Here is a 20764-nt window from a genome sequence, read left to right on the forward strand (position 1 = left end):
TCCCGATGGACCCGCAGGAGAACACGTCGTGCATGTCGGTGAGCGTTTCAACAGCATTTCCCATCTCGTCGGCGCGGTGCTGTCGGTGGTCGGCCTCGTCGCGCTCGTGACGATGGGCGCGCTCGAAGGCGATCCATACAAGGTGGTGAGCTTCAGCGTGTATGGCGCGATGCTGATCCTGCTCTATGCGATCTCGACGCTGTATCACAGCGTGCGCAATCCGCGCCTGAAAGCGATCCTGCAGAAGTGCGACCACTCGGCGATCTACCTGCTGATCGCCGGCAGCTATACGCCGTTCACGCTGGTCACGCTGCGCGGCCCGTGGGGCTGGTCGCTGTTCGGCGTGAGCTGGGGGCTGGCCGTGTTCGGGATCGTGCAGGAGCTGACGCTCGGGCGGCGCACGCGCCTGCTGTCGATGATCCTGTACGTGGCGATGGGCTGGCTCGCGCTCGTCGCGGTGCGTCCGCTGATCCACGCGCTGCCGCCGGTCGGTACCGCGTGGCTCGTGGCCGGTGGGTTGATCTACAGCGCGGGCATCTACTTCTTCATCAACGACGAGCGCATTCGCCACGGGCACGGCATCTGGCATCTATTCGTGCTGGCCGGGAGCCTGTGCCAGTTCGTCAGTGTCGCGATGTATGTCGCGTGAGCGACGGGCGGCGTTGAGACAATGACGGCGCGCAGCGCCGCCGCGCGTGCACCTGCCGGAGCATGCGTTACCGGCGCGTGGCGGCCCGCAGCTGCGCGGCCGGTTCGCCGGATGCCGGTGTCGGCCTCGCCGTGATCCACCACGTCGCGGCGGCGAGCGCCGACAATCCGGTCGCGATGCCGAGCGCCACCCGCATCGCCGCCGGAAACGGCTGCAACGTCGCGATGCACGCACCGAAAATCGCCACCCCGAGCGCCGATCCACTTTGCCGCGCCGCGTTCAGCGCGGCCGCCGCCACGCCGGCGCGGCGCCGGTCGACCGTCCCGAGCGCCGGCGACGTCGCAGCCGGCGAGATGAATCCCGATGCGAAGCCGATCGCGAGCATCGGCGCGATGGCGAGCCACGCGGGTGTCGTCGCGCCGATGCCCGTCATGCCGAGCGCGCCGGCCGCATAGAGCCCAAACGCCGCGCACATCGTGCCGCGCGCGCCAAAGCGTGCAACCAGCTTGCCCGAACCCAGCCCGCCGAGCGCGACCATCGCGGTCATCGGCAGGAACGCGAGCCCCGTATCGAGCGGGCTCGCGCCGCGGACCTGCCGATAGAACAGGCTGAACACGAACAGCAGGCCGTAGAACACGAACGCCGACGCCATCGACACGAACGTCGAGCCGGCGAACAGCCGGTTGCAGAAGAACGCGAGCGGCAGCATCGGTTCGCGGCGCTGCGCTTCGATCACGATGAACGCGCTCCACGCGACGACGCTCGTCACCGCACCGCCGATGATCGGGCCCGAGCGCCAGCCGAGCGACGGGCCTTCGATCAACGTGCCGATCAGGGCCGCGATCGCAACGATGGCCGCGGCCTGGCCGCCCCAGTCGAAATGCCGCGAGGCGTCGACGACGGCGGCGCGCACGACAGAGCGGCCGAGCCAGATGCCGGCCAGCCCGAGCGGCAGGTTCACGAAGAAGAGGCTGCGCCACCCGAACAGATGGATCAGCAGGCCGCCGATCAGTGGGCCCGACGCCATCGCGATGCCACCGCAGCCCATCCACAGGCTGATCGCCGACGCGCGCGCGGCCGGTTCGGGGAACGCGCGGTTGAGTAGCGCGAGCGAGCAGGGCACCAGCATCGCGCTGCCGACGCCTTGCAGCACGCGGGCGATCGCGAGTGCCGGGAGCGTCGGCGCGACGCCGCACAGCGCCGACGCGGCGACGAAGACCGCGAGCCCGGCGATATAGACGTCGCGATCGCCGAGCCGGTCGCCGAGCGTGCCGCCTGTCATCAGCAGACTCGCGAACGCGAGCGTGTACGCGTTCACGATCCACTGCAGGCCGGCCACGCGGCTGCCGAATGTCTGGGCGATGTCGGTGAGCGCGACGTTGACGATGGACGCGTCGAGCAGCACGAGCGTGTAGCTCACGCAGGTCGCGGCGAGCACGCGGCGCGCGGCGACCCGATCCAGTGCGGCGGCCGTCATGCGCGTTCGGGCGACGGTGTGGCGGCCCGCAGCGCATTGAACCCGACCCATCCCCAGTACACGCGATGATGCGCGATCAGCCCGTCGCGCAGATCCATCACCTCGACGAGATCGACCTGGTCGCCGTCCGGCGTGGCGCGCGGATATTCCCACGTGAGCTGGCGGCCGTTCGAGAAGAACAGCCCGGTGCGGTACCAGCGCCCGAGCTGGCTGCCCGGGTTGCGTAGGCCCGCTTCGAAGAATGCGCCGATCGCGGCCTTGCCGTGCAGCACGCCGGAACCGTGAGCGGGCAGCGTGACGACGATCAGCGGCGTTTCGAGCACCGCGTCGTCGGCATACAGCGCCATCAGCGCATCGATGTCGTGCGCGACGACGGCCGCGTGCCAGCCTTCATAAATGTGCCGGGCATCGGCGTCGGTCTGTGACATGGCGGGTTCCCTGAAGCATCGATAACGGAACCCACTGTATGGCCGCGCCGCCGCGGGACGTTTCACGTCGACCCGAAACGTGGATGTCGCCGCGCCGCAGGCGGCCGCGTGACGGCCGTTATCCGGCCAGCGCGTCGAGATTCAGCTGATACGACTTCCCGATCCACACCGCGCAATCGCGATGGTCGCGCAGTTCGTCGTTCGTATTCGGATGCAGGAAGATATCGAGCGCGCCATGGTTCAGCACGAGCCACGGCACGATTTCGTCGAAGCGCGCGGCGTCGAATGCGATCTGGTACGACCAGGCCGGATGCGGGCCGACGAGGCGTTCGTGAAAGCGGCCGAGTTCGATGACCGCGCCGAACCGTTCGTCGACGACCTGGCGAAACGCCCAGGCCGCGTCGCGGCTGGCCGCATCGAAATAGACGTGGGCGTGCCAACTGTGGATGGCGGTGATGTCGAGGGCGGCCATGGAAGGACTCGATGAAAAGGGAATGCATGAGGTGCCGTGCGAAACGGCCGATGCATGATTATCGCGCGTCCTTGCCGTGCGCGTCGTGTCGCGATCCGGCAATCCGGGTGCGATGACTTGTCCTGAATCACGAAAAACGTTCACTTCGATTGGGCCGGCGATTGGGGGTCCGCACGCGCGATATCACGCCGGAAGCCTTGTCGGCGGGTGCGCCGGTGGTGATCGCATCGGCAACATGTCATTTCCGAAATTGAAAAAGCGCGGCGTGCGCTGCTTCGGATCGTCTGAACAAACGCGATCAGGGCGTTGAATGAAATAAAGAAATGCCTGTTTGGCGGGATTCGCGCATGACGCGGTTTGCGCACCGGGTGTCGACACCGAAAATATCAATTGCGGAATCGGCTATTCATACGGAATGCGGCGCGTCATACGATGGTTTCAACGCATCGTCGATCATGATCGATGCGGGGACAACCATCTGGAGGCCACTATGCGATCCCTCGTTCCCGTTGCGGTACTTTCCTGCGCACTCGTTGCGCTGCCCGCTGTCAGTTTCGCTCAGTCTGCCGTGACCGACGGCGCATCGAATGCGTCGCTGTCGAGCTGGTCGGCGGCGCGTGCCGAAACCGACGCGCAACTGCTGCAGATGACGCGCGCCGGTTATCGCGCAACGTCGGCCGGCAACCAGAACTATCCGCTCGCGATGCAGCGCGCGCTCGAACGTATCCACAACCCGGTGCCGGACCGGTCGCGCGAAGCGCGTGCCGAGATGGAAGCGCGCGCCGCGCGCGACGTGCAGGGCGGCCATCCGGTCAAGGCGTTCTTCGTGAAGACCGCGTACTACCTGAAGGGCGAGAACACATTCTGATGCAGGAGGCGAGCATGGCTTGCACGATCCGATTTGCAGGCGTCGCTCGCGCGTCGGCGCCGCGCCGGCCGCCGGACACACGAGCGACGCCACGGCGCGACGATGGGCACAACGCGCGGCGTCGTGCGAAGCATCTGCGCGATGCGCACCGCGACGCCGTTGCGTGCCGCCTCGCATGGCCGGCTTTCGACGCGAGCGATGCGCCCGTCGACGGGAGCCCATCATGAAAGGCACCCGGAAGCACCGTCGCCACGTGCCGCTGACCCGCGAGTGGCTGCTGCCGCTGCCGCCCGTGCATGCGCGCGACATTTCGCTGAAATGCCACATGGCGCTCGTCGCGCTGCGTAGCGGGCATGGCAGCGAGGCGCTGCTGATGCGCTTGCGCACGAGCGTCTACCTGGTGTTCCTGGCGCTCGACGATGCGGTATGCGCGGACGCGGACATCGACCTGTGCGTCGATGCGGAACGTGCGCTCGACGCGGGTGTGGCGCGCGCGGTGCAAAGCGGCGCATGGGCGCTGCATGACGACGAATGCGCGGTACTCGAGCATGTGCTCACGGCGCACGACACGTGCGTCACGACGCTCACGCGGCATCGGCTGGCCGAGCTGTGGGAGCACGTCTGCGCGTTCGCATCGAGCGGCCAGCCGGCGCTCGTCGCGGGCGCGGCGCAGAAGATGCGCGTGCATGCGGCCGAATCGCTGGCCGCGTAGCGTCGCACCGGTTTCGCAGGGAGGATGGAGGAGACAGGGCCGGCCGCACCGGCGCAGCCGACACGGTCGCGTTGATTCAGCGCAGGCGTGGCTGTCGCGGCAATCGATACGGCGGCGGCGAAATGCGATGCAAAATCGCGGCCCAAAACAAAAGCGCCACGGAGCGGACTCCGTGGCGCTTCATCTTTTCCCGCCGGCGCGGAGGCGTGGCCTCCGCGTGGCGAAACGCGCTTAAGCGGCTGCTGCCGGCTTCGCCGCCTTTTGCAGCTTGCCCTTGCCGGCGCGCTGGATTTCCTCGAGCTTGATCTCGACGTGACGCGAGAACACGTACTCGGCCGGGCGCTGCTTGTCGATCGGAATGTCCGGAGCGAACGGGCCGTCGGTCTTGATGCCCTTGCGGCTCACGGCGAACGCCTTCAGCGGATGCGCCATCGTGTCCATCACGGCGGTCGCTTCGAAGCCGCAGTGGACCATGCAGTCCGCGCACTTCTCGTAGTTGCCGACGCCGTAGTTGTCCCAGTTCGTGTCTTCCATCAGTTCCTTGAAGGTCTTCACGTAACCTTCGCCGACCAGGTAGCACGGCTTCTGCCAGCCGAACACCGTACGCGCCGGGTTGCCCCACGGCGTGCACTTGTACGTCTGGTTGCCGGCCAGGAAGTCGAGGAACAGCGACGACTGGCTGAACGACCAGCGCTTGCCGCCTTCGCCGCGCTTCAGGATTTCGCGGAACAGGTTCTTCGTCTTGTCGCGGTTCAGGAAGTGCTGCTGATCCGGCGCGCGCTCGTACGCGTAGCCCGGCGACACGGTGATGCCGTCGACGCCGATCGGCTTCAGCGTATCGAAGAACTTCGCGACGCGCTCGGGGATCGCATCGTTGAACAGCGTGCAGTTGATGTTCACGCGGAAGCCGCGGCGCTTCGCTTCCTTGATGGCCGCGACCGCCTTGTCGTACACGCCTTCCTGCGACACCGAGTGATCGTGCATCTGCGCGTCGCCGTCGAGGTGGACCGACCAGACGAAATACGGGCTCGGCTGGTAGTCGTCCATCTTCTTTTCCATCAGCAGCGCATTCGTGCAGAGGTAGACGAACTTCTTGCGCTTCATGATGCCGCGGACGATTTCCGGCATTTCCTTGTGCAGCAGCGGCTCGCCGCCCGCGATCGACACGATCGGTGCGCCGCACTCGTCGACCGCTTCCAGGCATTCCTGGACGGACAGACGCTGGTTCAGGATGGGGTCCGGGTAATCGATCTTGCCGCAGCCGTTGCACGCGAGGTTGCAGCGGAACAGCGGCTCGAGCATCAGCGCGAGCGGATAGCGTTTGTTGCCGGACAGGTGTTGGCGCGTGATGTACGCGCCGACGCGGACTTGCTGGAGCAGCGGAATAGACAAGAGATGTCCTCCTTAAACTTCGCGGGCGACAGCTTGCGTGAGCTTCGCCGGCAGCTTGAATTCGACTTTTTCCTCACGGCCCGCCATCGTCGTGACGTCGACGGGACCCAGCGCGCGCAACGCGCCGATGACATCTTCGACCATCTCCTCGGGCGCGGACGCCCCGGCGGTCAGGCCCACGGTTTTCGCATTCGCGAACCATTCGGCCTTGACTTCCGAACCGTCGGCGACGAGGTAGCTCGGCACACCGCTTTCGGTGCCGATCTCGCGCAGGCGGTTCGAGTTCGAGCTGTTCGTCGCACCGACGACCAGCAGCACGTCAACCTGTTCGCTCAGCTCGCGCACGGCGGCCTGGCGATTTTGCGTCGCGTAGCAGATGTCGCGCGTGTCCGGGCCGACGAGGTCGGTGAACCGGCGCTGCAACGCTTCGATGATGCCGCGCGTATCGTCCACCGACAGCGTGGTCTGCGTAATGTACGCGACCGGCGTGTCGACGGGCAGCGTCAGCGTATCGACTTCGGCTTCGCTCTGCACGAGGATCACCTCGGCCGGAATCTGGCCGATCGTCCCCTCGACTTCCGGGTGGCCCGCATGGCCGATCAGGATCAGCCGGCGGCCCGCCGCGACATACTGGCGGCCTTGCACGTGCACTTTCGTGACGAGCGGGCAGGTGGCGTCGAGCACGTCGAGCCCGCGCGTTTGCGCGTCGCGCTCGACCGTCTGGGCGACACCGTGCGCGCTGAAGATCGCGACAGCGCCGTGGGGCACCTCGTCGAGTTCCTCAACGAATCGGGCCCCTTTATTACGCAGATTTTCGACGACATGCCGGTTATGCACGATCTCATGACGCACATAGACCGGCGCACCGTGCTGTTGCAGCGCGCGATCGACGATCTCGATCGCCCGGACAACCCCCGCACAAAAGCCGCGGGGCTGGGCAAGGATGACTCGCATAAGTGAGCGAACTCCGACGACAGACGCCGGGGTTCGAGGAGCTGGCACTCGCTCGCTCGCCCCGGCTTGATGTTATGAAGGCAGGAACGAACCGGCCGGCCAGGCCCCGGAACCCCGAATTAGTCGCGCATTTTAACTCTATCGGGAAGTCCTTGCTCTGGTGCTGTTTCCGGCGTGTTGCATTTGCGGGAGAACCGCGTCGGCGCTGGCGCGCGCGGAACCCAGTAAACTACGCGGTTTCGCGGGCAGCCGCTCCGGCTGCCCGGCGTCGCGCTCATTTCAAGGCCATTCGATGACCGTCGATTCTTACGCGTATTGCCCGGCCGCCCATGCGGTTTCGGGCGTTGTGTTCCTGACCCTTATTGATTTCGCCGATGCCGGCGCCCGACAGGAGGCGCGCCGATGATGCTGGTGCTTGCATTCCTGGTGTCCGGCCTGTCGCTGATGATCTGGATCGTGCTGCTCGTCGCGCGCGGCGGCTTCTGGCGCGCGGTGCCCGCGCGGCCGCTGCCGCCCGAGGCGCGCGGCGCGGCGGCCGAGGCCGGCTGGCCGGCCGTCGTCGCGGTCGTGCCGGCGCGCAACGAGGCCGACGTGATCGCCCGGGCGGCGACTTCGCTGCTCGAGCAGGATTACCCGGGCGACTTTCATCTGATCATTGTCGACGACCACAGCGACGACGGCACCGCCGACGCGGCCCGCGCGGCCGCGCTCGCGATCAACCGCGCCGACCGGCTGACGGTGCTGGCCGCGAAGCCGCTGCCGGCCGGCTGGTCGGGCAAGGTATGGGCGCAGTCGCAGGGGATCGCCGCGGTGCAGACGCTCGGCCTGCCGGCCGACTACCTGCTGCTGACGGATGCCGACATCGGCCATCCGCCCGACGCCGTCGCGCAGCTCGTCACGCGCGCGCAGGCCGAGAACCGCGATCTCGTGTCGCTGATGGTGCGGCTGCGCTGCGATTCGTTCTGGGAAAAGGCGCTGATCCCGGCGTTCGTGTTCTTCTTCGCGAAGCTCTACCCGTTCTCGTGGATCAACAACCCGCGCAACCGGACGGCCGGCGCCGCGGGCGGCTGCATGCTCGTCAAGCGCACGGCGCTCGAGGAAGCGGGCGGCATCGAGTCGATCCGCGGCGCGCTGATCGACGACTGCAGCCTTGCCGCGCAGATCAAGCATCGCGGCGAAGGCCGCCATCCGATCCGGCTCGACCTGGCCGACCGCAGCGTGTCGCTGCGCCCGTACGACAGCTGGCGCGACATCTGGAACATGATCGCGCGCACCGCGTTCACGCAGCTGCACTATTCGCCGCTGCTGCTGGCCGGCACGCTGCTCGGGATGACGATCATCTATCTCGTGCCGCCCGCCGCGGCGCTCGTGTACGGCGCGCGCGCATGGCCGGCATGGCTCGCGTGGGCGTCGATGTGCGCCGCGTATGCGCCGATGCTGCGCTACTACCGGCGCTCGCCGCTGTGGGCGCCGGCGTTGCCGCTCGTCGCTCTGTTCTACGTCGGCGCGACGTTCGCGTCCGCGTGGCGCTACTGGCGCGGCAAGGGCGGCCAGTGGAAGGCGCGCGTGCAGGCGCCGGTGGATCGCTGAGTCTTGCCCGGGAGGCGTGCCTCCCGGCAGCCGGAAAGCACACAGCCCGATCGGTGGAATCCGGTCGGGCTGTTTCGTTTTCGGCCGTGCCTGTCCGGCGGGCGGTGCGGCTTGCCGGCGTTCAGCGCTGCGTCAGCATCATGTACATCTGGACCACGACGTCCGGCGAGAACGTGAACGGCACCCAGCCGTAGCCCGTGTGGCGGGCCACCAGCAGGCGGTCGCCGTTCGACTGTTTCTGCACGGCCATCATCGGGTTCTTCGTCGTCACGAAGCGCCAGCCGGCCGGGATGCCGGGCGGCGGCTCCGGCTGCATCGACGCACGCGCATGCGCGAGTTCCTCGATCAACTGGCCCAGTTGTTCCGGGTGCAGCGTGATCGATTCGCCGTTGATGGTCAGCGTGAGTTCGTTCTGCGTCGGGCGCGACACGTGCAGCGTCGCTTTGTCGGACGGGGCCGGGGCGGTGTCGACGTCGGCTTCGGCTTCAACCGGCGTTTCGGCTTGCGCCGTCGCGACGATGGCCGTGTCAGCGTCGGCCGTCGCATCCACCGTGTCGGCCGCGGCAGGCGCGGGCGCGATCACGGCCGGTTCCGCCGCCGGCGTACCCGCCGGTGCAGGTTCGACGACTTCGGCTGCCACTGCCGTGGCGGGGACTGCGCCCGTCGCGGCTTCCTTGACGACGGCCTCGACCAGCGCCTCGGCGTCGGCGATGGCCTTCGCGTGGTGCTGCGCCGCCGCTTCGGCTTGTGCGATCGCTTCGGCATGACGCTGCGTGACGGCCTCCGCCTGCGCGGTGGCATCGGCGTGGCGCTGCGCGGCGGCCTCGGCCTGCGCGATCGCTTCGGTATGGCGTTGCGTGACGGCTTCGGCCTCGGCGGTCGCCTCGGCATGACGCTGCGCAGCGGCCTGCGTTTCCGCGATCGCCTGCGTGTGCTGCTGCGAGAGCGCTTCGGCTTCCTTGATCGCAGCCGTGTGGCGCTGCGCGGCGGCTTCGGCTTCGGCGATGGCAGCCGCGAGACGCTGCGTGGCCGCTTCGGCTTCGGCAGTGGCTTCCGCGTGCCGCTTCGCGGCGGCCTCGGCTTCGACGGTCGCGGCTGCATGGCGCTGCGCGGCCGCTTCGGCTTCGGTGGCTGCCGCGTGATGGCGCTGCGCGGCGGCCTCGGCTTCGGCGATCGCTGCCGCGTGGCGTTGCGACGCCGCTTCGGCATCCGCGTGACGCTGCGCGAGCGCTTCGGTCAGCGCGGTGGCTTCCGCATGGCGCTGCGACGCGGCTTCGGCTTGCGCGGTGGCATCGGTATGACGCTGGGCGGCGGCTTCGGCCGCGGCGGTCGCGCTGGCGTGGCGCTGCTGCGCCGCCTCGGCATCGGCTGCTGCTGCCGTGTGGCGTTGTGCGGCGGCCTGCGCTTCGGCTTCCGCGGCGGCGTGACGCTCGGCCGCGGCCCGGGCCTCCGCTGCCGCGGCGCGCGCGAAGGCTTCCGCGCTGCGGGCCGCCTGCTGCGCGGCGTGGTGATCGTGGAGGAGCTGATCGACGCCCGTGGCGAGCGAAGCGATCTGATCGTTCAGGTTCATGCGTGTCTTCTCTGCGTAAGACCCGCGATTTTAACCGCTGCGCCGGTAGCGGGCCGCCCGCGACGTGTAACAAAGTGCGCAAAGCGGCGTGAAGCACGCCGCTTTGTGTTACTTCAGGTAGCCCGCGGAGCCGAACCAGTCGAGCGCATCGCGCAGCCCTTCGCGGTACGGACGCGCCCGGTAGCCGAGTTCGCGCTCGGCTTTCGCGGACGTGAAATACATCTTGTTCTTCGACATCCGCAGCCCGTCCACGGTGACGAACGGCTCCTTCTTCGTGAACTTCGCGACCGCTTCCGCACCGACCGCGAGCGGGTAGAGCGGCCAGCGCGGCAGCGCGATCGTCGGCGCCTTGCGGCCCGTCATCTGCGCGATGTCGGCCAGCATCTGCTGCAGCGGCAGGTTCTCGCCGCCGAGGATGTAGCGCTCGCCGATCCGGCCGCGCTCGAGCGCGAGGAAGTGGCCGTGCGCGACGTCGTCCACATGCACGAGGTTCAGCCCCGTGTCGACGAACGCGGGAATCTTGCCGAGCGCGGCTTCGACGATGATGCGGCCGGTCGGCGTCGGCTTCACGTCGCGCGGGCCGATCGGCGTCGACGGATTGACGATCACGGCCGGCAGCCCTTCGTCGGCGATCATCCGCTCGACCGCGCGTTCCGCCAGCACCTTGCTGCGCTTGTAGACGCCGATCGCCTGCTCGGCCGTGAGCGGCCGGTTTTCGTCGGACGGATCGCCGGCGCTCGTCACCTTCAGCGTCGCGACGCTGCTCGTATAGACGATCCGCTCGACACCTTCCGCGCGCGCGGCGCGCATCGTCGCGACCGCGCCCTCGAGGTTCGCGCGCTCGATCTCGTCGGGGTCGGGCGCCCACAGCCGGTAGTCGGCTGCGACGTGCAGCAGGTAGCGCACGCCGTGCAGCGCGGCGCGCATCGACGCCTCGTCGCGCATGTCGCCGGTGACGATCTCGGCGTCGAGATTCGCCACGTTCGTGCGCGGGCTGGTCGGGCGCACGAGCACGCGCACCGCATAGCCCTTCTGCTGCGCAATGCGCGCGACGGCCGAGCCGACGAAGCCGGATGCGCCGGTGACGAGAACGAGATCGCGGGAGGTATCAGTCATGCGTTTCCTTCAGGGCCGCGCGCGGGCGGCGCGGCGGTTGAGCATCGGCGAGATTGTACGTGGTCGGCGCGGGCGGCGACGCCAGGCCGCGACGGGCGTGAAGCGGCTCCGGCCCGTGTGCGAAGCGGCCGACGCGACTACAATGCCGGGCTTGAATGCAACGGGAGGGCGACGCGATGAGCCGCAATGAACTGGACGAACGGATCGAGACCTACTACGTGCGGGTGCGCGGCGTCGTGCAGGGCGTCGGCTTCCGTCATGCGACGGTGCGCGAGGCGCATGCGCTGAAGCTGCGCGGCTGGGTCGCGAATCTCGAGGACGGCACCGTCGAGGCGATGATCCAGGGCCCCGGCGCGCAGATCGACCGGATGCTCGCGTGGCTGCGCCACGGGCCGCCGGCCGCGCGCGTGACCGAGGTGACGTTCGAGGAACGCAAGACCGAGAAACGCTTCGAGCGCTTCCAGCAGCAATAAGAAGAGGCGCGGAACGATCATGACGGGGTATCCGGAGGCCGGGCGCGGCCTCATGTTGTCGGTGATGGCGTCGACACTGTTCGCGCTGATGTCCGTCTACGCGAAACTGCTGGCGCCGCTCACGGGGCTCGACATCTTCGCGTGGCGCGTGTTGTGGACCGCGCCGGGCGCGCTCGCGCTGATCGCGTTGCGCGGCCGCTGGCCCGCGCTCGTCGACCTCCTGCGGCGCAGCGTGCGCGACTGGCGCCTGCTGATTGCGCTGCCCGTGAGCGCCGCGCTGCTCGGCGTGCAGTTGTGGCTGTTCCTGTGGGCGCCGCTGCACGGCCGCATGCTCGAAGTGTCGCTCGGCTATTTCCTGCTGCCGCTGACGATGGTGCTCGTCGGCCGCTTCTACTATCACGAACGGCTCGATCCGCTGCAATGGGCGGCGGTCGCGTGCGCGGCGCTCGGCGTCGCGCATGAAGTGTGGGCGACGCGCGCGTTCGCGTGGCCGACGCTCGTCGTCGCGCTCGGCTATCCGCCGTATTTCGTGCTGCGCCGGCGGATCAACGCCGATTCGCTCGCCGCGTTCGCGGTCGAGATCGTGCTGCTGTGCCCGGTCGCGTTCGCGATGGTCGCGACGAGCACGACGCAGGTGGCCGACCATCCGGTGCTGTGGGCCGCGCTGCTGCCGGGCCTCGGCGTGCTCAGCACGCTCGCGCTCGCGAGCTACCTGAAGGCGAGCCGGATGCTGCCGATGGCGCTGTTCGGGATCCTCGGCTACGTCGAGCCCGTGCTGCTCGTCGCGGTGTCGCTGCTGCTGCTCGGCGAGACGCTGAGCATCGCGGAGCTCGCGACCTACGGGCCGATCTGGGTCGCCGTCGCGCTCACCGCGTGGCACAGCGCGATGCTGATGCGGCGCCTGCCCGCGCGCGGATAAACGTCGATAGCGAAGCGGCGGCGCATGCGGCGTGCCGCGTCGCGCATCGCAAAACACCCGCGCCACAGCGGTCGAACCCATCGATGCTGACCGCAAACTGGCATCGCGCTGACGCGAGTCTGGCGACGCTGCCTGCCTTGCGCGACAAGGCTCGCGCCTGTAATCGAACAGAAGATTCGGTTGCACTTTGTTACTTAGGGTCTCCCCGGATCGGCCATTAGACTGGCCTTACCGACTTCCCTTCGTATGCAGCCTTTCAATGAACGGTCATCTCCGTGCCTGGCCGGCCGGGTTGGCGCGATGCGGGCATACGCGTATCGCCGCTGATCGCGCTCGCCTGCTTCTCCCCGATCCATTCTCCGGTGCGTGCCGCACCGCCGTCGTGCAGGGGGGCTCATGTCGTTGAGCCCGCCGCCTTCCGCCACGTTTGCGCCGCCGCGCAGCGGCCGCCTGATCGAAGTCGATTTCTTCCGCGGCATCGTGCTGTTGATGATCGTCGTCGATCACATCGGCGCGAGCGTGCTGTCGCGCGTCACGCTGCACGCGTTTGCGCTGTGCGATGCGGCCGAGGTCTTCGTCTTTCTCGGCGGCTTCGCGACCGCGAGCGCCTATGGCGCGATCGCCGAACGGCACGGCGCGCGCGCCGCGCAAAAGCGCTTCGTGCGCCGCGCGATGCAGATCTACCGCGCATTTCTCGCGACCTCGACGCTGATGCTCGTCGTGTCGGCCGTGCTCGACCACTACGGGATCGATGCGCCGAACCTCGCGCTCGACGACGTCAGCGTGATGCTCGCGTCGCCGCTCACGGGCGCAGCCGAGCTGCTGACCTTCCAGCGCCAGCCCTATCTCGCGTCGGTGCTGCCGATGTACGTGCTGTTCGCGCTCGCGTCGCCGGTGCTCGTGCCGTTCGCGCGCCGGCATCCGTGGCTGCTGGTCGCGCTCAGTATCGCGTCGTGGCTGACGGCGGGCTGGCTCGGCCCCGAGCTGCTGGATGCCGACGGGTTCCGCTGGAGTTTCAATCCGTTCGCGTGGCAGCTGATGTTCGTCGCCGGCGTGCTCGCACGCTGCCAGCCGTTCTACCGGCGCATCGCGCTCGGGCGCTGGGGGGCCGCCGCGACGGGGCTCGCATGCGCGGTCGTGCTCGGCTGCGCGAGCTACAAGCTGTTCTCGGGGCTGCCGCTGCCGGAAGGCGTGTTCAAGCGCGATCTCGCGCTGCCGCGTGTCGTGAGCTTCGCGGCCATCGCGTGGCTGATGGCCGATTGCGTGCGCTTCGGCTGGATCGCGCGGATCGCGCAGGGTGTGCGGCCCGTCGTGGCCGTGGGCCAGCGCGGGCTGATCTGCTTCGTCGCGGGCGCGGCGATCTCGCTCGTCATCGATTCGCTGCTGCATCCGGTCGTGCGCAGCGCGGATCTGCGGCACGTCGGCGTAGGCCTCGTGGCCGACGCATGCGCGCTCGGGCTGATGATGGCCGTGGCCGGTTCGGGAACGTGGATCGCGCGGTGGCGCGGCGCGGCCGCATGAGCGGCGCGTGCGGCACGGAATGTGCCGCGCGACGTCAGTGAGGTGAGTCGATACGGGAGCGGGGAACGGGGGTGGCGTCGTCGGATTCGGCGTCGTCGCGTTCGTCGGGCGCCGGATCGTCGCGTTCCGCGAGTACCGCGTCGGCTTCGGCCGCGGCGCGCGCGGCACGTATCGCGGTGCAGCGCTGAGCGTGCCGGATGTCCGACAGTATCCTCAAGAGCCGCGTTGCTTTGCTTTTCATCGTCTTCTCCCGCCAGTGCGCCTCTCGCGATGCGGATGCGCTTCCTGCAACCAGTGTAGGACGCGTTCGCGTGCCTGGCGGGAGAATGTGGCGTGCACGCCGCACGCCGAGGGATATTACTTACTGCGCGGTGGCGACGCCCTGCGCCTGCGGCGCTTCTTCGCGGCGCTCTTCCGCACAACGCTGGTGCTGGCGCGACAGGCGGTTCATCAGCGGCAGCAGCAGCAGTGCGAGCACCATGCCGATCGCGGCGAGCCAGCCGAGCTTCTCGAACAGCGACAGGTACAGCGGCAGCGATTCGGTGGCCGGCAGTTCATGCGACGGCATCTGCGCGAAGTTCGCGACGACGCTGCCCAGATACTGAGACACGCCGGTCGCGACGAAGTACGCACCCATCATGAAGCCGCTCATGCGCGCCGGCACGTAGCGGGCGATCATCGCGAGGCCGAGGCCGCTCACCAGCAGTTCGCCGAGCGAGTAGAGGCCATAGCCCCACACCATGAACCACGACGACACACGGCCATCGACCGCGTAGCGGCCGCTGATCGTGAACACCAGGTAGCCGGCGGCCACCGCGCCGAAGCCGAGCGCGTACTTCGCGGCGACCGGCAGGTCGCGGCCGCTCTTCGCGACGGCGTTGTACACCCACACGAGCACCGGGCTCAGCAGCATGATCCAGATCGGGTTCAGCGCCTGGAACTGTGCGGCGCTCCACGTGAACAGCGTCGTGTCGAACAGCATGAAGCGCGGATCGACGTTGCGCAGCGCGAACAGCGTCAGCGACGTCGACATCTGCACGTAGAAGATGAAGAACAGGATCACCTGGCCGATCAGCACGAGCGCCGCGATCAGGCCCGCGCGCTCCGAGCGCTCCGACTTCGCGATCATGTACGCGAAGATCGCGAGGATCGCGAACGCGGCCGTCCACACGCTGGCGACGGCGAGCTGCTTGTGCTGCAGCACGTACAGCGTGATCAGCGCGAGCCCGACACCGCCCAGCGCGACCGCGCCGAGGCGCTTCCAGCGGATCGGCTGGTCGTCCGGCAGCGAGCCGACGTGCGCGAGCGTGCGATGCATCAGCATGAAGTTGAGGATCGCGAGCAGCATGCCGCCGCAGCAGACCGCGAACGCGGCGTGCCAGCCCCAGTGATCCTTGATCCACGGCGTCGCGAGCATCGACACCGTCGAGCCGATGTTGACCGCCATGTAGTAGATCGTGAACGCACTGTCGATGCGCGCGTCGTCGCCTTCATAGATGCGGCGCACGAGGTTGGCCGCGTTGGCCTTGAACAGGCCGTTGCCGACGACGATCACGCCGAGCGACGCGTACATGTACGTCAGCTGATCGTTCGGGACCGACAGCATCAGGTAGCCGGCGCACAGCACGGCCGCGCCGATGATCATCGTGCGACGGGCGCCGAGCACCTTGTCGCCGATCCAGCCGCCGATCGACGGCGCCGCATAGACGAGTGCGGTGAACGCACCCCAGGTCAGGTTCGCATGGCTGTCGGTGAAACCGAGCCGGTCGACCATGAAGAGGACCAGGAGCGCGGCCATGCCGTAGTAGCCGAAGCGCTCCCACATTTCGATGAGGAAGACCGTCGTGAACGATCGGGTTTGTGAAACGGGTGGTTGCATCATCAATCTCGTTTGAAACGGACGGCACGGATCACGCGTCGTCTTTTTGGGGTCGAACTGGCGCCGGTGCACAATGGGGCCGGGTAGGCTTCGTGCTGGCGGTGGAACAGTCGGGCGGTTAGCCCGGGCCGGGGTCTGACTCCACCAGGAATGGCGGAGAGGGGCCCCGACCGGCGCGCGCATGGTAGCGGCTACCGGTCCGGTGCGTCACGTATCTGCCACCTAGGGAAACTCCCAATGTGGCAGCAGCTTTCAGGAACATTCGTCTCATCATCTATTTGTAAGCTTTCGTGCAGGCCCTCCGAAGATTCCCGGAGAGCCGCTTGCAGCTTGCCTGTGAAGCCGGCGAGTCTGGCAAGATAGCGCGTCGTTTCGCTCGCTTCGTGTCCCGTTTAGTGCACCGGGCTCGACACCGAAGAGGTGGGCGAACCCGAAGACTAAGCTATATCGTTCTAACTTAGTTATTTTCCATCAAACATTTTTTGACGATCACTTTTCGGCCTGCTATGGTTCCCCCCACTGAAAACTCGCGGGCTGCAGATGCTGCCGCGCTGGGCAGCAAGATTCGCGCGTTGCGCCAACGACTCAAGCGCACGCTCGACGACACCGCTACCGCCGCGGGGATTTCGAAGCCGTTTCTGTCTCAAGTCGAACGCGGGCTCGCGTCGCCGTCGCTGACATCGTTGGCCGGTATCGCGCACGCGCTCGGTGTGACGGTGCAGTACTTCGTGGATACGCCGAGCGAGGAACGCTCGGTTTGCCGAGGCGAGCAGCTGCGCTTCTTCGGGTTTGCCGATTCGGCGAACCTGTTCGCGCGGCTGACGAACGTGTCCGAAGGGCGCCAGCTGGAGGCGATCCTGGTGAGGATGCCGCCGGGGCAGAAGCGGTCCGAGGTGACGACACATGCAGGAGAGGAGTTCCTGTATGTGATTGAAGGGGAAGTGTCGCTGACGCTGGAAGGCAAGACGTTCGTCCTGCAGGCCGGCGACAGCTCGCACTATCAGTCGACGGTCCCGCACAGCTGGGTCAACACCGCGAAGATCGAGTCGGTGGTGGTCTGGGTCGGTACACCGAGGCTGTTCTAACGCACAGGTATTCCTTCGTTTCGAAGACGGAATACCTGTCGAAAGAAACGTAAGGAATACTAAAATGCAATACGAGAATCACGGGCCTCCTCAATCGCTGCGCCCGTCAGCGTCTCAAGCGTAATCCGCGGCATCCGCCGCGCGACGCTCACCGAACAACCTTTCTCAAGACTGCCACGATGAAATCCTTGCATGCCATGTCGGCCGTGCTGGCCGCGCTCGCCCTGACGCCTGTCGCCCACGCCGTTACCGTTCCGTCGAACGTCGCGCTCGCGCCTCAACAGGACCTGACGCGACAGGTGCCCGCCGAAGTCGAGTCGCTCGACCCCGCGCACATCGAGTCTTGGACCGGCAACACGATCGGCCTCGACCTGTTCGAAGGGCTGGCCCGCATCGATGCGGCCGGCCAGGTCGTGCCGGGCGTCGCGCTGTCGTGGGAGCGCAAGTCGCCGACGACGTGGATCTTCAAGCTTCGCCGTGACGCGAAGTGGAGCAACGGCCAGCCGGTGACGGCCGCCGATTTCGTCTATTCGTGGCAGCGCCTCGTCGATCCGAAGACGGGCTCGAAATACACGATCCTCGTCGAGTTCATCAAGAACTCGAAGGACATCATCGCGGGCAAGGCCGCGCCGTCGACGCTCGGCGTGCGCGCGGTCGATCCGTACACGCTCGAAGTGACGACCGACGTGCCCGTCGCGTTCTTCCCCGAGCTGACCGCGATGGCGCCGCTCGTGCCGGTGAACAAGGACGTGGTCGCGAAGTTCGGCGATGCATGGACGCGCCCGGGCAATATCGTCAGCAACGGCGCCTACCAGCTCGTCGACTGGCAGCCGAACAACCGCATCGTCGTGACGAAGGACGCGAAGTACTGGAACGCGCCGAAGGTCGTGATCAACAAGGTCACGTACCTGCCGATCGAAAGCGACGAAACCGCGATGCGCATGTACCAGGCCGGCCAGATCGACTACAGCTACTCGATCCCGTCGGGCATCTTCCAGCAGGTCAGCAAGCAGTTCGGCGGCGAGCTTCGCCAGGGCCTGCAGCTCGCGACGTACTACTACTACCTGAACAACAGCGACGCGGCGCTGAAGGACAAGCGCGTGCGCCAGGCGCTGTCGATGGTGATCGATCGCGACGTGCTCACGTCGAAGCTCACGCAGGCCGGCGAGAAGCCGATGTACGGCCTGATGCCGAACGGCACGAAGGGCGTGCAGCAACCGTTCACGCCGGAATGGGCGTCGTGGCCGATGGCCAAGCGCGTCGCGGCCGCGAAGGATCTGCTCAAGCAGGCCGGTTACTCGGACGCGAAGCCGCTGTCGTTCACGCTCACGTACAACACCAACGACCTGCACAAGAAGGTCGCGCTGTTCACCGCATCGGAGTGGCGCACGAAGCTCGGCGTCAACACGAAGCTCGAGAACGTCGAATTCAAGGTGCTGATGAAGCAGCGGCATGACGGCAAGGTGCAGATCGCGCGCGACGGCTGGTTCGCCGACTACAACGACGCGATGACCTTCTTCGACCTGATCCGCTGCGGCAGCGCGCAGAACACCGTCGGCTACTGCAACAAGCAGGTTGACACGCTCGTCGACGAAGGCAACCAGAAGCTCGACGACCAGGCGCGCGCCGCGCTGCTCACGCAGGCGCACGACACGGCGCTGAACGACACGCCGATGGTGCCGCTGTTCCAGTATTCGGCCGACCGTCTCGTGAAGTCGTACGTGGGCGGCTACTCGCTGAAGAACGTGATCGACATGCGTGCTTCGCAGGACATGTACCTGATCAAGCACTGAGCGGAGCGATCATGCTGGCCTACGCACTGAGGCGCACGTTGTGGGCGGTGCCGACGATCCTCGCGGTCGTCACCGTCTGCTACCTGCTCCTGCATTTCACGCCCGGCGGCCCGTTCGATACGGAGAAGCAGCTGTCCGCGGCCACGCTCGCGAACCTGAACGCGAAGTACCACCTCGACGAGCCGCTGTGGAAGCAGTACCTGCTGTACCTGAACGCGCTGCTGCACGGCGATCTCGGCCCGTCGTTCCGTTACGTCGACTGGTCGGTGAACGATCTCGTGAAGAAGGCGCTGCCTGTGAGCCTCGGCGTGGGCGGCGTGTCGATCCCGATCTCGATCGTGTGCGGCGTGCTGCTCGGCACCGTCGCGGCCGTGCGCCGCGACAGCTTCATCGACCGCTTCGTGATGCTGATCGGCAACTTCGGCAACGTCATCCCGCCGTTCGTGCTCGGCCCCGTGCTCGTGTGGATCTTCGCGATCCTGCTGAAGACGTCGTCCGGCAACGGCTGGCTGCCCGCGGGCGGCTGGGGTGACGGCGGCTGGGAGTACCGGCTACTGCCGATCGTGCTGCTGACCTTCATCAACATGTCGCTGCTCGCGCGCGTGATGCGCGGCTCGATGATCGAGACGCTGTCGAGCAACTACATCCGCACCGCGCGCGCGAAGGGCCTGCCGGGCTCGACGATCGTGCTGCGCCATGCGCTGAAGCCCGCGCTGATGCCGGTCGTGTCGCTGTTCGGCACGGTCTGCATCACGTCGATCACGGCGGCCGTCGTCACCGAATCGGTGTTCGCGCTGCCGGGGCTCGGGCAGCTCGTCGTGAACGGTGCCATCAACCGCGACTACACACTGGTGCTCGGCCTCGTCGTGCTGACGACCGTCTGCGCGGTGCTGTTCAACCTGCTGGTCGACCTCGCGTACGCGTGGCTCGATCCGCGCATCCGTTATTGAGCGAGGCACAGCGATGACTCCGACTACACCTGTCGTCGGCCTGCCCGTGCAGACCGACTCGCCGCCGCGTTCGCGCTCGCCGTTCGCGCTTGCGATGGCGCGCTTTCTTCACAACCGTGCGGCCGTGTTCAGCCTCGTGCTGCTCGCGCTCATCACGCTCGCCTGTTTCGTCGGCCCGTGGCTGCTCGCGGCCGATCCTTCGGCAAGCGACTGGGGCTCGATCAGCCTGCCGCCGACCTGGGCGAACCAGCACTGGTTCGGCACCGACGAACTCGGCCGCGACCTGCTGGTGCGCACGCTGATCGGCGGGCGCGTGTCGATCGAGGTCGGCCTGCTCGGCACGCTCGTGTCGGGCCTGTTCGGCGTCGCATGGGGCGCGACCGCGGGCTTCGCGGGCGGCCGCGTTGACTCCGTGATGATGCGCATCGTCGACATGATGTACGCGATCCCGTACCTGCTGATCGCGATCCTGATGATGACCCTGTTCGGCCGCTCGTTCATGCTGGTCGTGCTGACCATCAGCGCGTTCTCGTGGATCGACATGGCGCGTGTCGTGCGCGGCCAGACGCTGTCGCTGCGCAGCCGCGAGTTCGTCGATGCGGCACGGGCGATCGGCGTGACGCCCGCGTCGATCGTGCTGCGCCACATCGTGCCGAACCTGCTCGGCGTGGTCGTCGTGTACGCGACGGTCTCGGTGCCGGGCATCGTGCTGACCGAATCCGTGCTGTCGTTCCTCGGCCTCGGCGTGCAGGAACCGATGACGAGCTGGGGCGTGCTGATCCAGGACGGCGCGCAGAAACTGGAATCGACGCCGTGGCTGTTGCTGGCCCCGGCCGTCATGCTGTGCGTGACGCTTTACTGCGTGAACTTCGTCGGCGATGGCCTGCGTGACGCGCTCGACCCGAAGGATCGCTAA

The 20764-nt window shown here is 67.3% G+C and carries 20 protein-coding genes; 11 read left to right on the forward strand and 9 right to left on the reverse strand.

Annotation, left to right across the window (positions count from 1 at the left end):
* Window positions 1-28 precede the first annotated feature (28 nt).
* A complete protein-coding gene (locus tag CFB47_RS18595) occupies window positions 29-649 on the forward strand; it encodes a hemolysin III family protein (protein ID WP_039349524.1) in 621 nt (206 codons plus the stop codon).
* A gap of 67 nt (window positions 650-716) precedes the next feature.
* On the opposite strand, the gene CFB47_RS18600 is transcribed toward CFB47_RS18595, so the two are convergent.
* The 3 genes from CFB47_RS18600 to CFB47_RS18610 form a co-directional block, all read right to left on the reverse strand.
* A complete protein-coding gene (locus tag CFB47_RS18600; RefSeq protein WP_089461907.1) occupies window positions 717-2126 on the reverse strand; it encodes an MFS transporter in 1410 nt (469 codons plus the stop codon).
* Entirely contained in the window at window positions 2123-2554 is a 432-nt protein-coding gene (locus CFB47_RS18605; RefSeq protein ID WP_089461908.1) for a nuclear transport factor 2 family protein, read from the reverse strand. Before CFB47_RS18605 ends, CFB47_RS18600 begins: the two co-directional genes overlap by 4 nt.
* A 118-nt stretch (window positions 2555-2672) precedes the next feature.
* Window positions 2673-3026, reverse strand: coding sequence for a DOPA 4,5-dioxygenase family protein (locus CFB47_RS18610; protein WP_089459210.1), 354 nt, complete (start codon window positions 3024-3026; stop codon window positions 2673-2675).
* A gap of 490 nt (window positions 3027-3516) precedes the next feature.
* Here CFB47_RS18610 and CFB47_RS18615 point away from each other — a divergent pair, with 490 nt between their 5' ends.
* Both CFB47_RS18615 and CFB47_RS18625 read left to right on the forward strand, forming a co-directional pair.
* Entirely contained in the window at window positions 3517-3894 is a 378-nt protein-coding gene (locus tag CFB47_RS18615; protein WP_089461909.1) for a hypothetical protein, read from the forward strand.
* Between the two features lie 223 nt (window positions 3895-4117).
* Window positions 4118-4606 (forward strand): hypothetical protein, encoded by a 489-nt coding sequence (locus tag CFB47_RS18625; RefSeq protein ID WP_089459208.1) that lies wholly within the window; start codon window positions 4118-4120, stop codon window positions 4604-4606.
* 231 nt (window positions 4607-4837) lie between these two features.
* Here the strand turns inward: CFB47_RS18625 and hpnH are convergent, their stop codons facing one another.
* On the reverse strand, window positions 4838-5998 hold the full coding sequence (gene hpnH, locus CFB47_RS18630; protein ID WP_039349540.1) for an adenosyl-hopene transferase HpnH: 1161 nt from the start codon (window positions 5996-5998) through the stop codon (window positions 4838-4840).
* Between the two features lie 12 nt (window positions 5999-6010).
* A complete protein-coding gene (ispH, locus tag CFB47_RS18635; RefSeq protein WP_089459207.1) occupies window positions 6011-6952 on the reverse strand; it encodes a 4-hydroxy-3-methylbut-2-enyl diphosphate reductase in 942 nt (313 codons plus the stop codon).
* 402 nt (window positions 6953-7354) lie between these two features.
* Between ispH and CFB47_RS18645 the strand changes: the two genes are divergently transcribed.
* Window positions 7355-8542: a glycosyltransferase gene (locus CFB47_RS18645; protein WP_089461910.1), complete on the forward strand. Its 1188-nt coding sequence runs from the start codon at window positions 7355-7357 to the stop codon at window positions 8540-8542.
* Window positions 8543-8663: 121 nt separating this feature from the next.
* Here CFB47_RS18645 and CFB47_RS18650 read toward each other — a convergent pair whose 3' ends face one another.
* Window positions 8664-10112 (reverse strand): phage tail protein, encoded by a 1449-nt coding sequence (locus CFB47_RS18650; protein ID WP_089461911.1) that lies wholly within the window; start codon window positions 10110-10112, stop codon window positions 8664-8666.
* Window positions 10113-10220: 108 nt separating this feature from the next.
* Window positions 10221-11228 (reverse strand): hopanoid-associated sugar epimerase, encoded by a 1008-nt coding sequence (gene hpnA, locus CFB47_RS18655; protein ID WP_089461912.1) that lies wholly within the window; start codon window positions 11226-11228, stop codon window positions 10221-10223.
* 176 nt (window positions 11229-11404) lie between these two features.
* Between hpnA and CFB47_RS18665 the strand changes: the two genes are divergently transcribed.
* From CFB47_RS18665 to CFB47_RS18675, 3 genes are all read left to right on the forward strand, one after another.
* Window positions 11405-11701, forward strand: coding sequence for an acylphosphatase (locus tag CFB47_RS18665; RefSeq protein ID WP_069253069.1), 297 nt, complete (start codon window positions 11405-11407; stop codon window positions 11699-11701).
* Between the two features lie 19 nt (window positions 11702-11720).
* Window positions 11721-12620 carry an EamA family transporter RarD gene (gene rarD / locus CFB47_RS18670; protein WP_089461913.1) on the forward strand — a complete coding sequence of 300 codons (900 nt, stop codon included), beginning with the start codon at window positions 11721-11723 and terminating at the stop codon, window positions 12618-12620.
* 396 nt (window positions 12621-13016) lie between these two features.
* Window positions 13017-14141 (forward strand): OpgC domain-containing protein, encoded by a 1125-nt coding sequence (locus CFB47_RS18675; RefSeq protein WP_089461914.1) that lies wholly within the window; start codon window positions 13017-13019, stop codon window positions 14139-14141.
* A gap of 34 nt (window positions 14142-14175) precedes the next feature.
* Here the strand turns inward: CFB47_RS18675 and CFB47_RS18680 are convergent, their stop codons facing one another.
* Window positions 14176-14382, reverse strand: coding sequence for a hypothetical protein (locus CFB47_RS18680; protein ID WP_089441397.1), 207 nt, complete (start codon window positions 14380-14382; stop codon window positions 14176-14178).
* Between the two features lie 120 nt (window positions 14383-14502).
* Window positions 14503-16023, reverse strand: coding sequence for a peptide MFS transporter (locus CFB47_RS18685; protein WP_089441398.1), 1521 nt, complete (start codon window positions 16021-16023; stop codon window positions 14503-14505).
* A 503-nt stretch (window positions 16024-16526) separates the two neighbouring features.
* On the opposite strand from CFB47_RS18685, the gene CFB47_RS18695 reads away from it, so the two are divergent.
* The 4 genes from CFB47_RS18695 (at window position 16527) to CFB47_RS18710 (ending at window position 20764) form a co-directional block, all read left to right on the forward strand.
* Window positions 16527-17105, forward strand: a complete 579-nt coding sequence (locus CFB47_RS18695) for a cupin domain-containing protein (protein WP_069252724.1) — start codon at window positions 16527-16529, stop codon at window positions 17103-17105.
* A gap of 179 nt (window positions 17106-17284) precedes the next feature.
* Entirely contained in the window at window positions 17285-18898 is a 1614-nt protein-coding gene (locus CFB47_RS18700; RefSeq protein ID WP_089461915.1) for a peptide ABC transporter substrate-binding protein, read from the forward strand.
* A gap of 11 nt (window positions 18899-18909) precedes the next feature.
* Entirely contained in the window at window positions 18910-19848 is a 939-nt protein-coding gene (locus CFB47_RS18705) for an ABC transporter permease subunit (RefSeq protein WP_089441400.1), read from the forward strand.
* Between the two features lie 13 nt (window positions 19849-19861).
* A complete protein-coding gene (locus CFB47_RS18710) occupies window positions 19862-20764 on the forward strand; it encodes an ABC transporter permease (RefSeq protein WP_089441401.1) in 903 nt (300 codons plus the stop codon).

The organism is Burkholderia sp. AU27893, from assembly GCF_002223205.1.
Lineage (GTDB): Bacteria > Pseudomonadota > Gammaproteobacteria > Burkholderiales > Burkholderiaceae > Burkholderia.

Bases quoted from the DNA above. Each gene is read 5' to 3' on its own strand.
- CFB47_RS18600 (WP_089461907.1), bottom strand. From the start codon at position 2,126: ATGACGGCCGCCGCACTGGATCGGGTCGCCGCGCGCCGCGTGCTCGCC.
- CFB47_RS18605 (WP_089461908.1), bottom strand. From the start codon at position 2,554: ATGTCACAGACCGACGCCGATGCCCGGCACATTTATGAAGGCTGGCAC.
- CFB47_RS18610 (WP_089459210.1), bottom strand. From the start codon at position 3,026: ATGGCCGCCCTCGACATCACCGCCATCCACAGTTGGCACGCCCACGTC.
- CFB47_RS18615 (WP_089461909.1), top strand. From the start codon at position 3,517: ATGCGATCCCTCGTTCCCGTTGCGGTACTTTCCTGCGCACTCGTTGCG.
- CFB47_RS18625 (WP_089459208.1), top strand. From the start codon at position 4,118: ATGAAAGGCACCCGGAAGCACCGTCGCCACGTGCCGCTGACCCGCGAG.
- ispH (WP_089459207.1), bottom strand. From the start codon at position 6,952: ATGCGAGTCATCCTTGCCCAGCCCCGCGGCTTTTGTGCGGGGGTTGTC.
- CFB47_RS18645 (WP_089461910.1), top strand. From the start codon at position 7,355: ATGATGCTGGTGCTTGCATTCCTGGTGTCCGGCCTGTCGCTGATGATC.
- CFB47_RS18650 (WP_089461911.1), bottom strand. From the start codon at position 10,112: ATGAACCTGAACGATCAGATCGCTTCGCTCGCCACGGGCGTCGATCAG.
- hpnA (WP_089461912.1), bottom strand. From the start codon at position 11,228: ATGACTGATACCTCCCGCGATCTCGTTCTCGTCACCGGCGCATCCGGC.
- CFB47_RS18665 (WP_069253069.1), top strand. From the start codon at position 11,405: ATGAGCCGCAATGAACTGGACGAACGGATCGAGACCTACTACGTGCGG.
- rarD (WP_089461913.1), top strand. From the start codon at position 11,721: ATGACGGGGTATCCGGAGGCCGGGCGCGGCCTCATGTTGTCGGTGATG.
- CFB47_RS18675 (WP_089461914.1), top strand. From the start codon at position 13,017: ATGTCGTTGAGCCCGCCGCCTTCCGCCACGTTTGCGCCGCCGCGCAGC.
- CFB47_RS18680 (WP_089441397.1), bottom strand. From the start codon at position 14,382: ATGAAAAGCAAAGCAACGCGGCTCTTGAGGATACTGTCGGACATCCGG.
- CFB47_RS18685 (WP_089441398.1), bottom strand. From the start codon at position 16,023: ATGATGCAACCACCCGTTTCACAAACCCGATCGTTCACGACGGTCTTC.
- CFB47_RS18695 (WP_069252724.1), top strand. From the start codon at position 16,527: ATGGTTCCCCCCACTGAAAACTCGCGGGCTGCAGATGCTGCCGCGCTG.
- CFB47_RS18700 (WP_089461915.1), top strand. From the start codon at position 17,285: ATGAAATCCTTGCATGCCATGTCGGCCGTGCTGGCCGCGCTCGCCCTG.
- CFB47_RS18705 (WP_089441400.1), top strand. From the start codon at position 18,910: ATGCTGGCCTACGCACTGAGGCGCACGTTGTGGGCGGTGCCGACGATC.
- CFB47_RS18710 (WP_089441401.1), top strand. From the start codon at position 19,862: ATGACTCCGACTACACCTGTCGTCGGCCTGCCCGTGCAGACCGACTCG.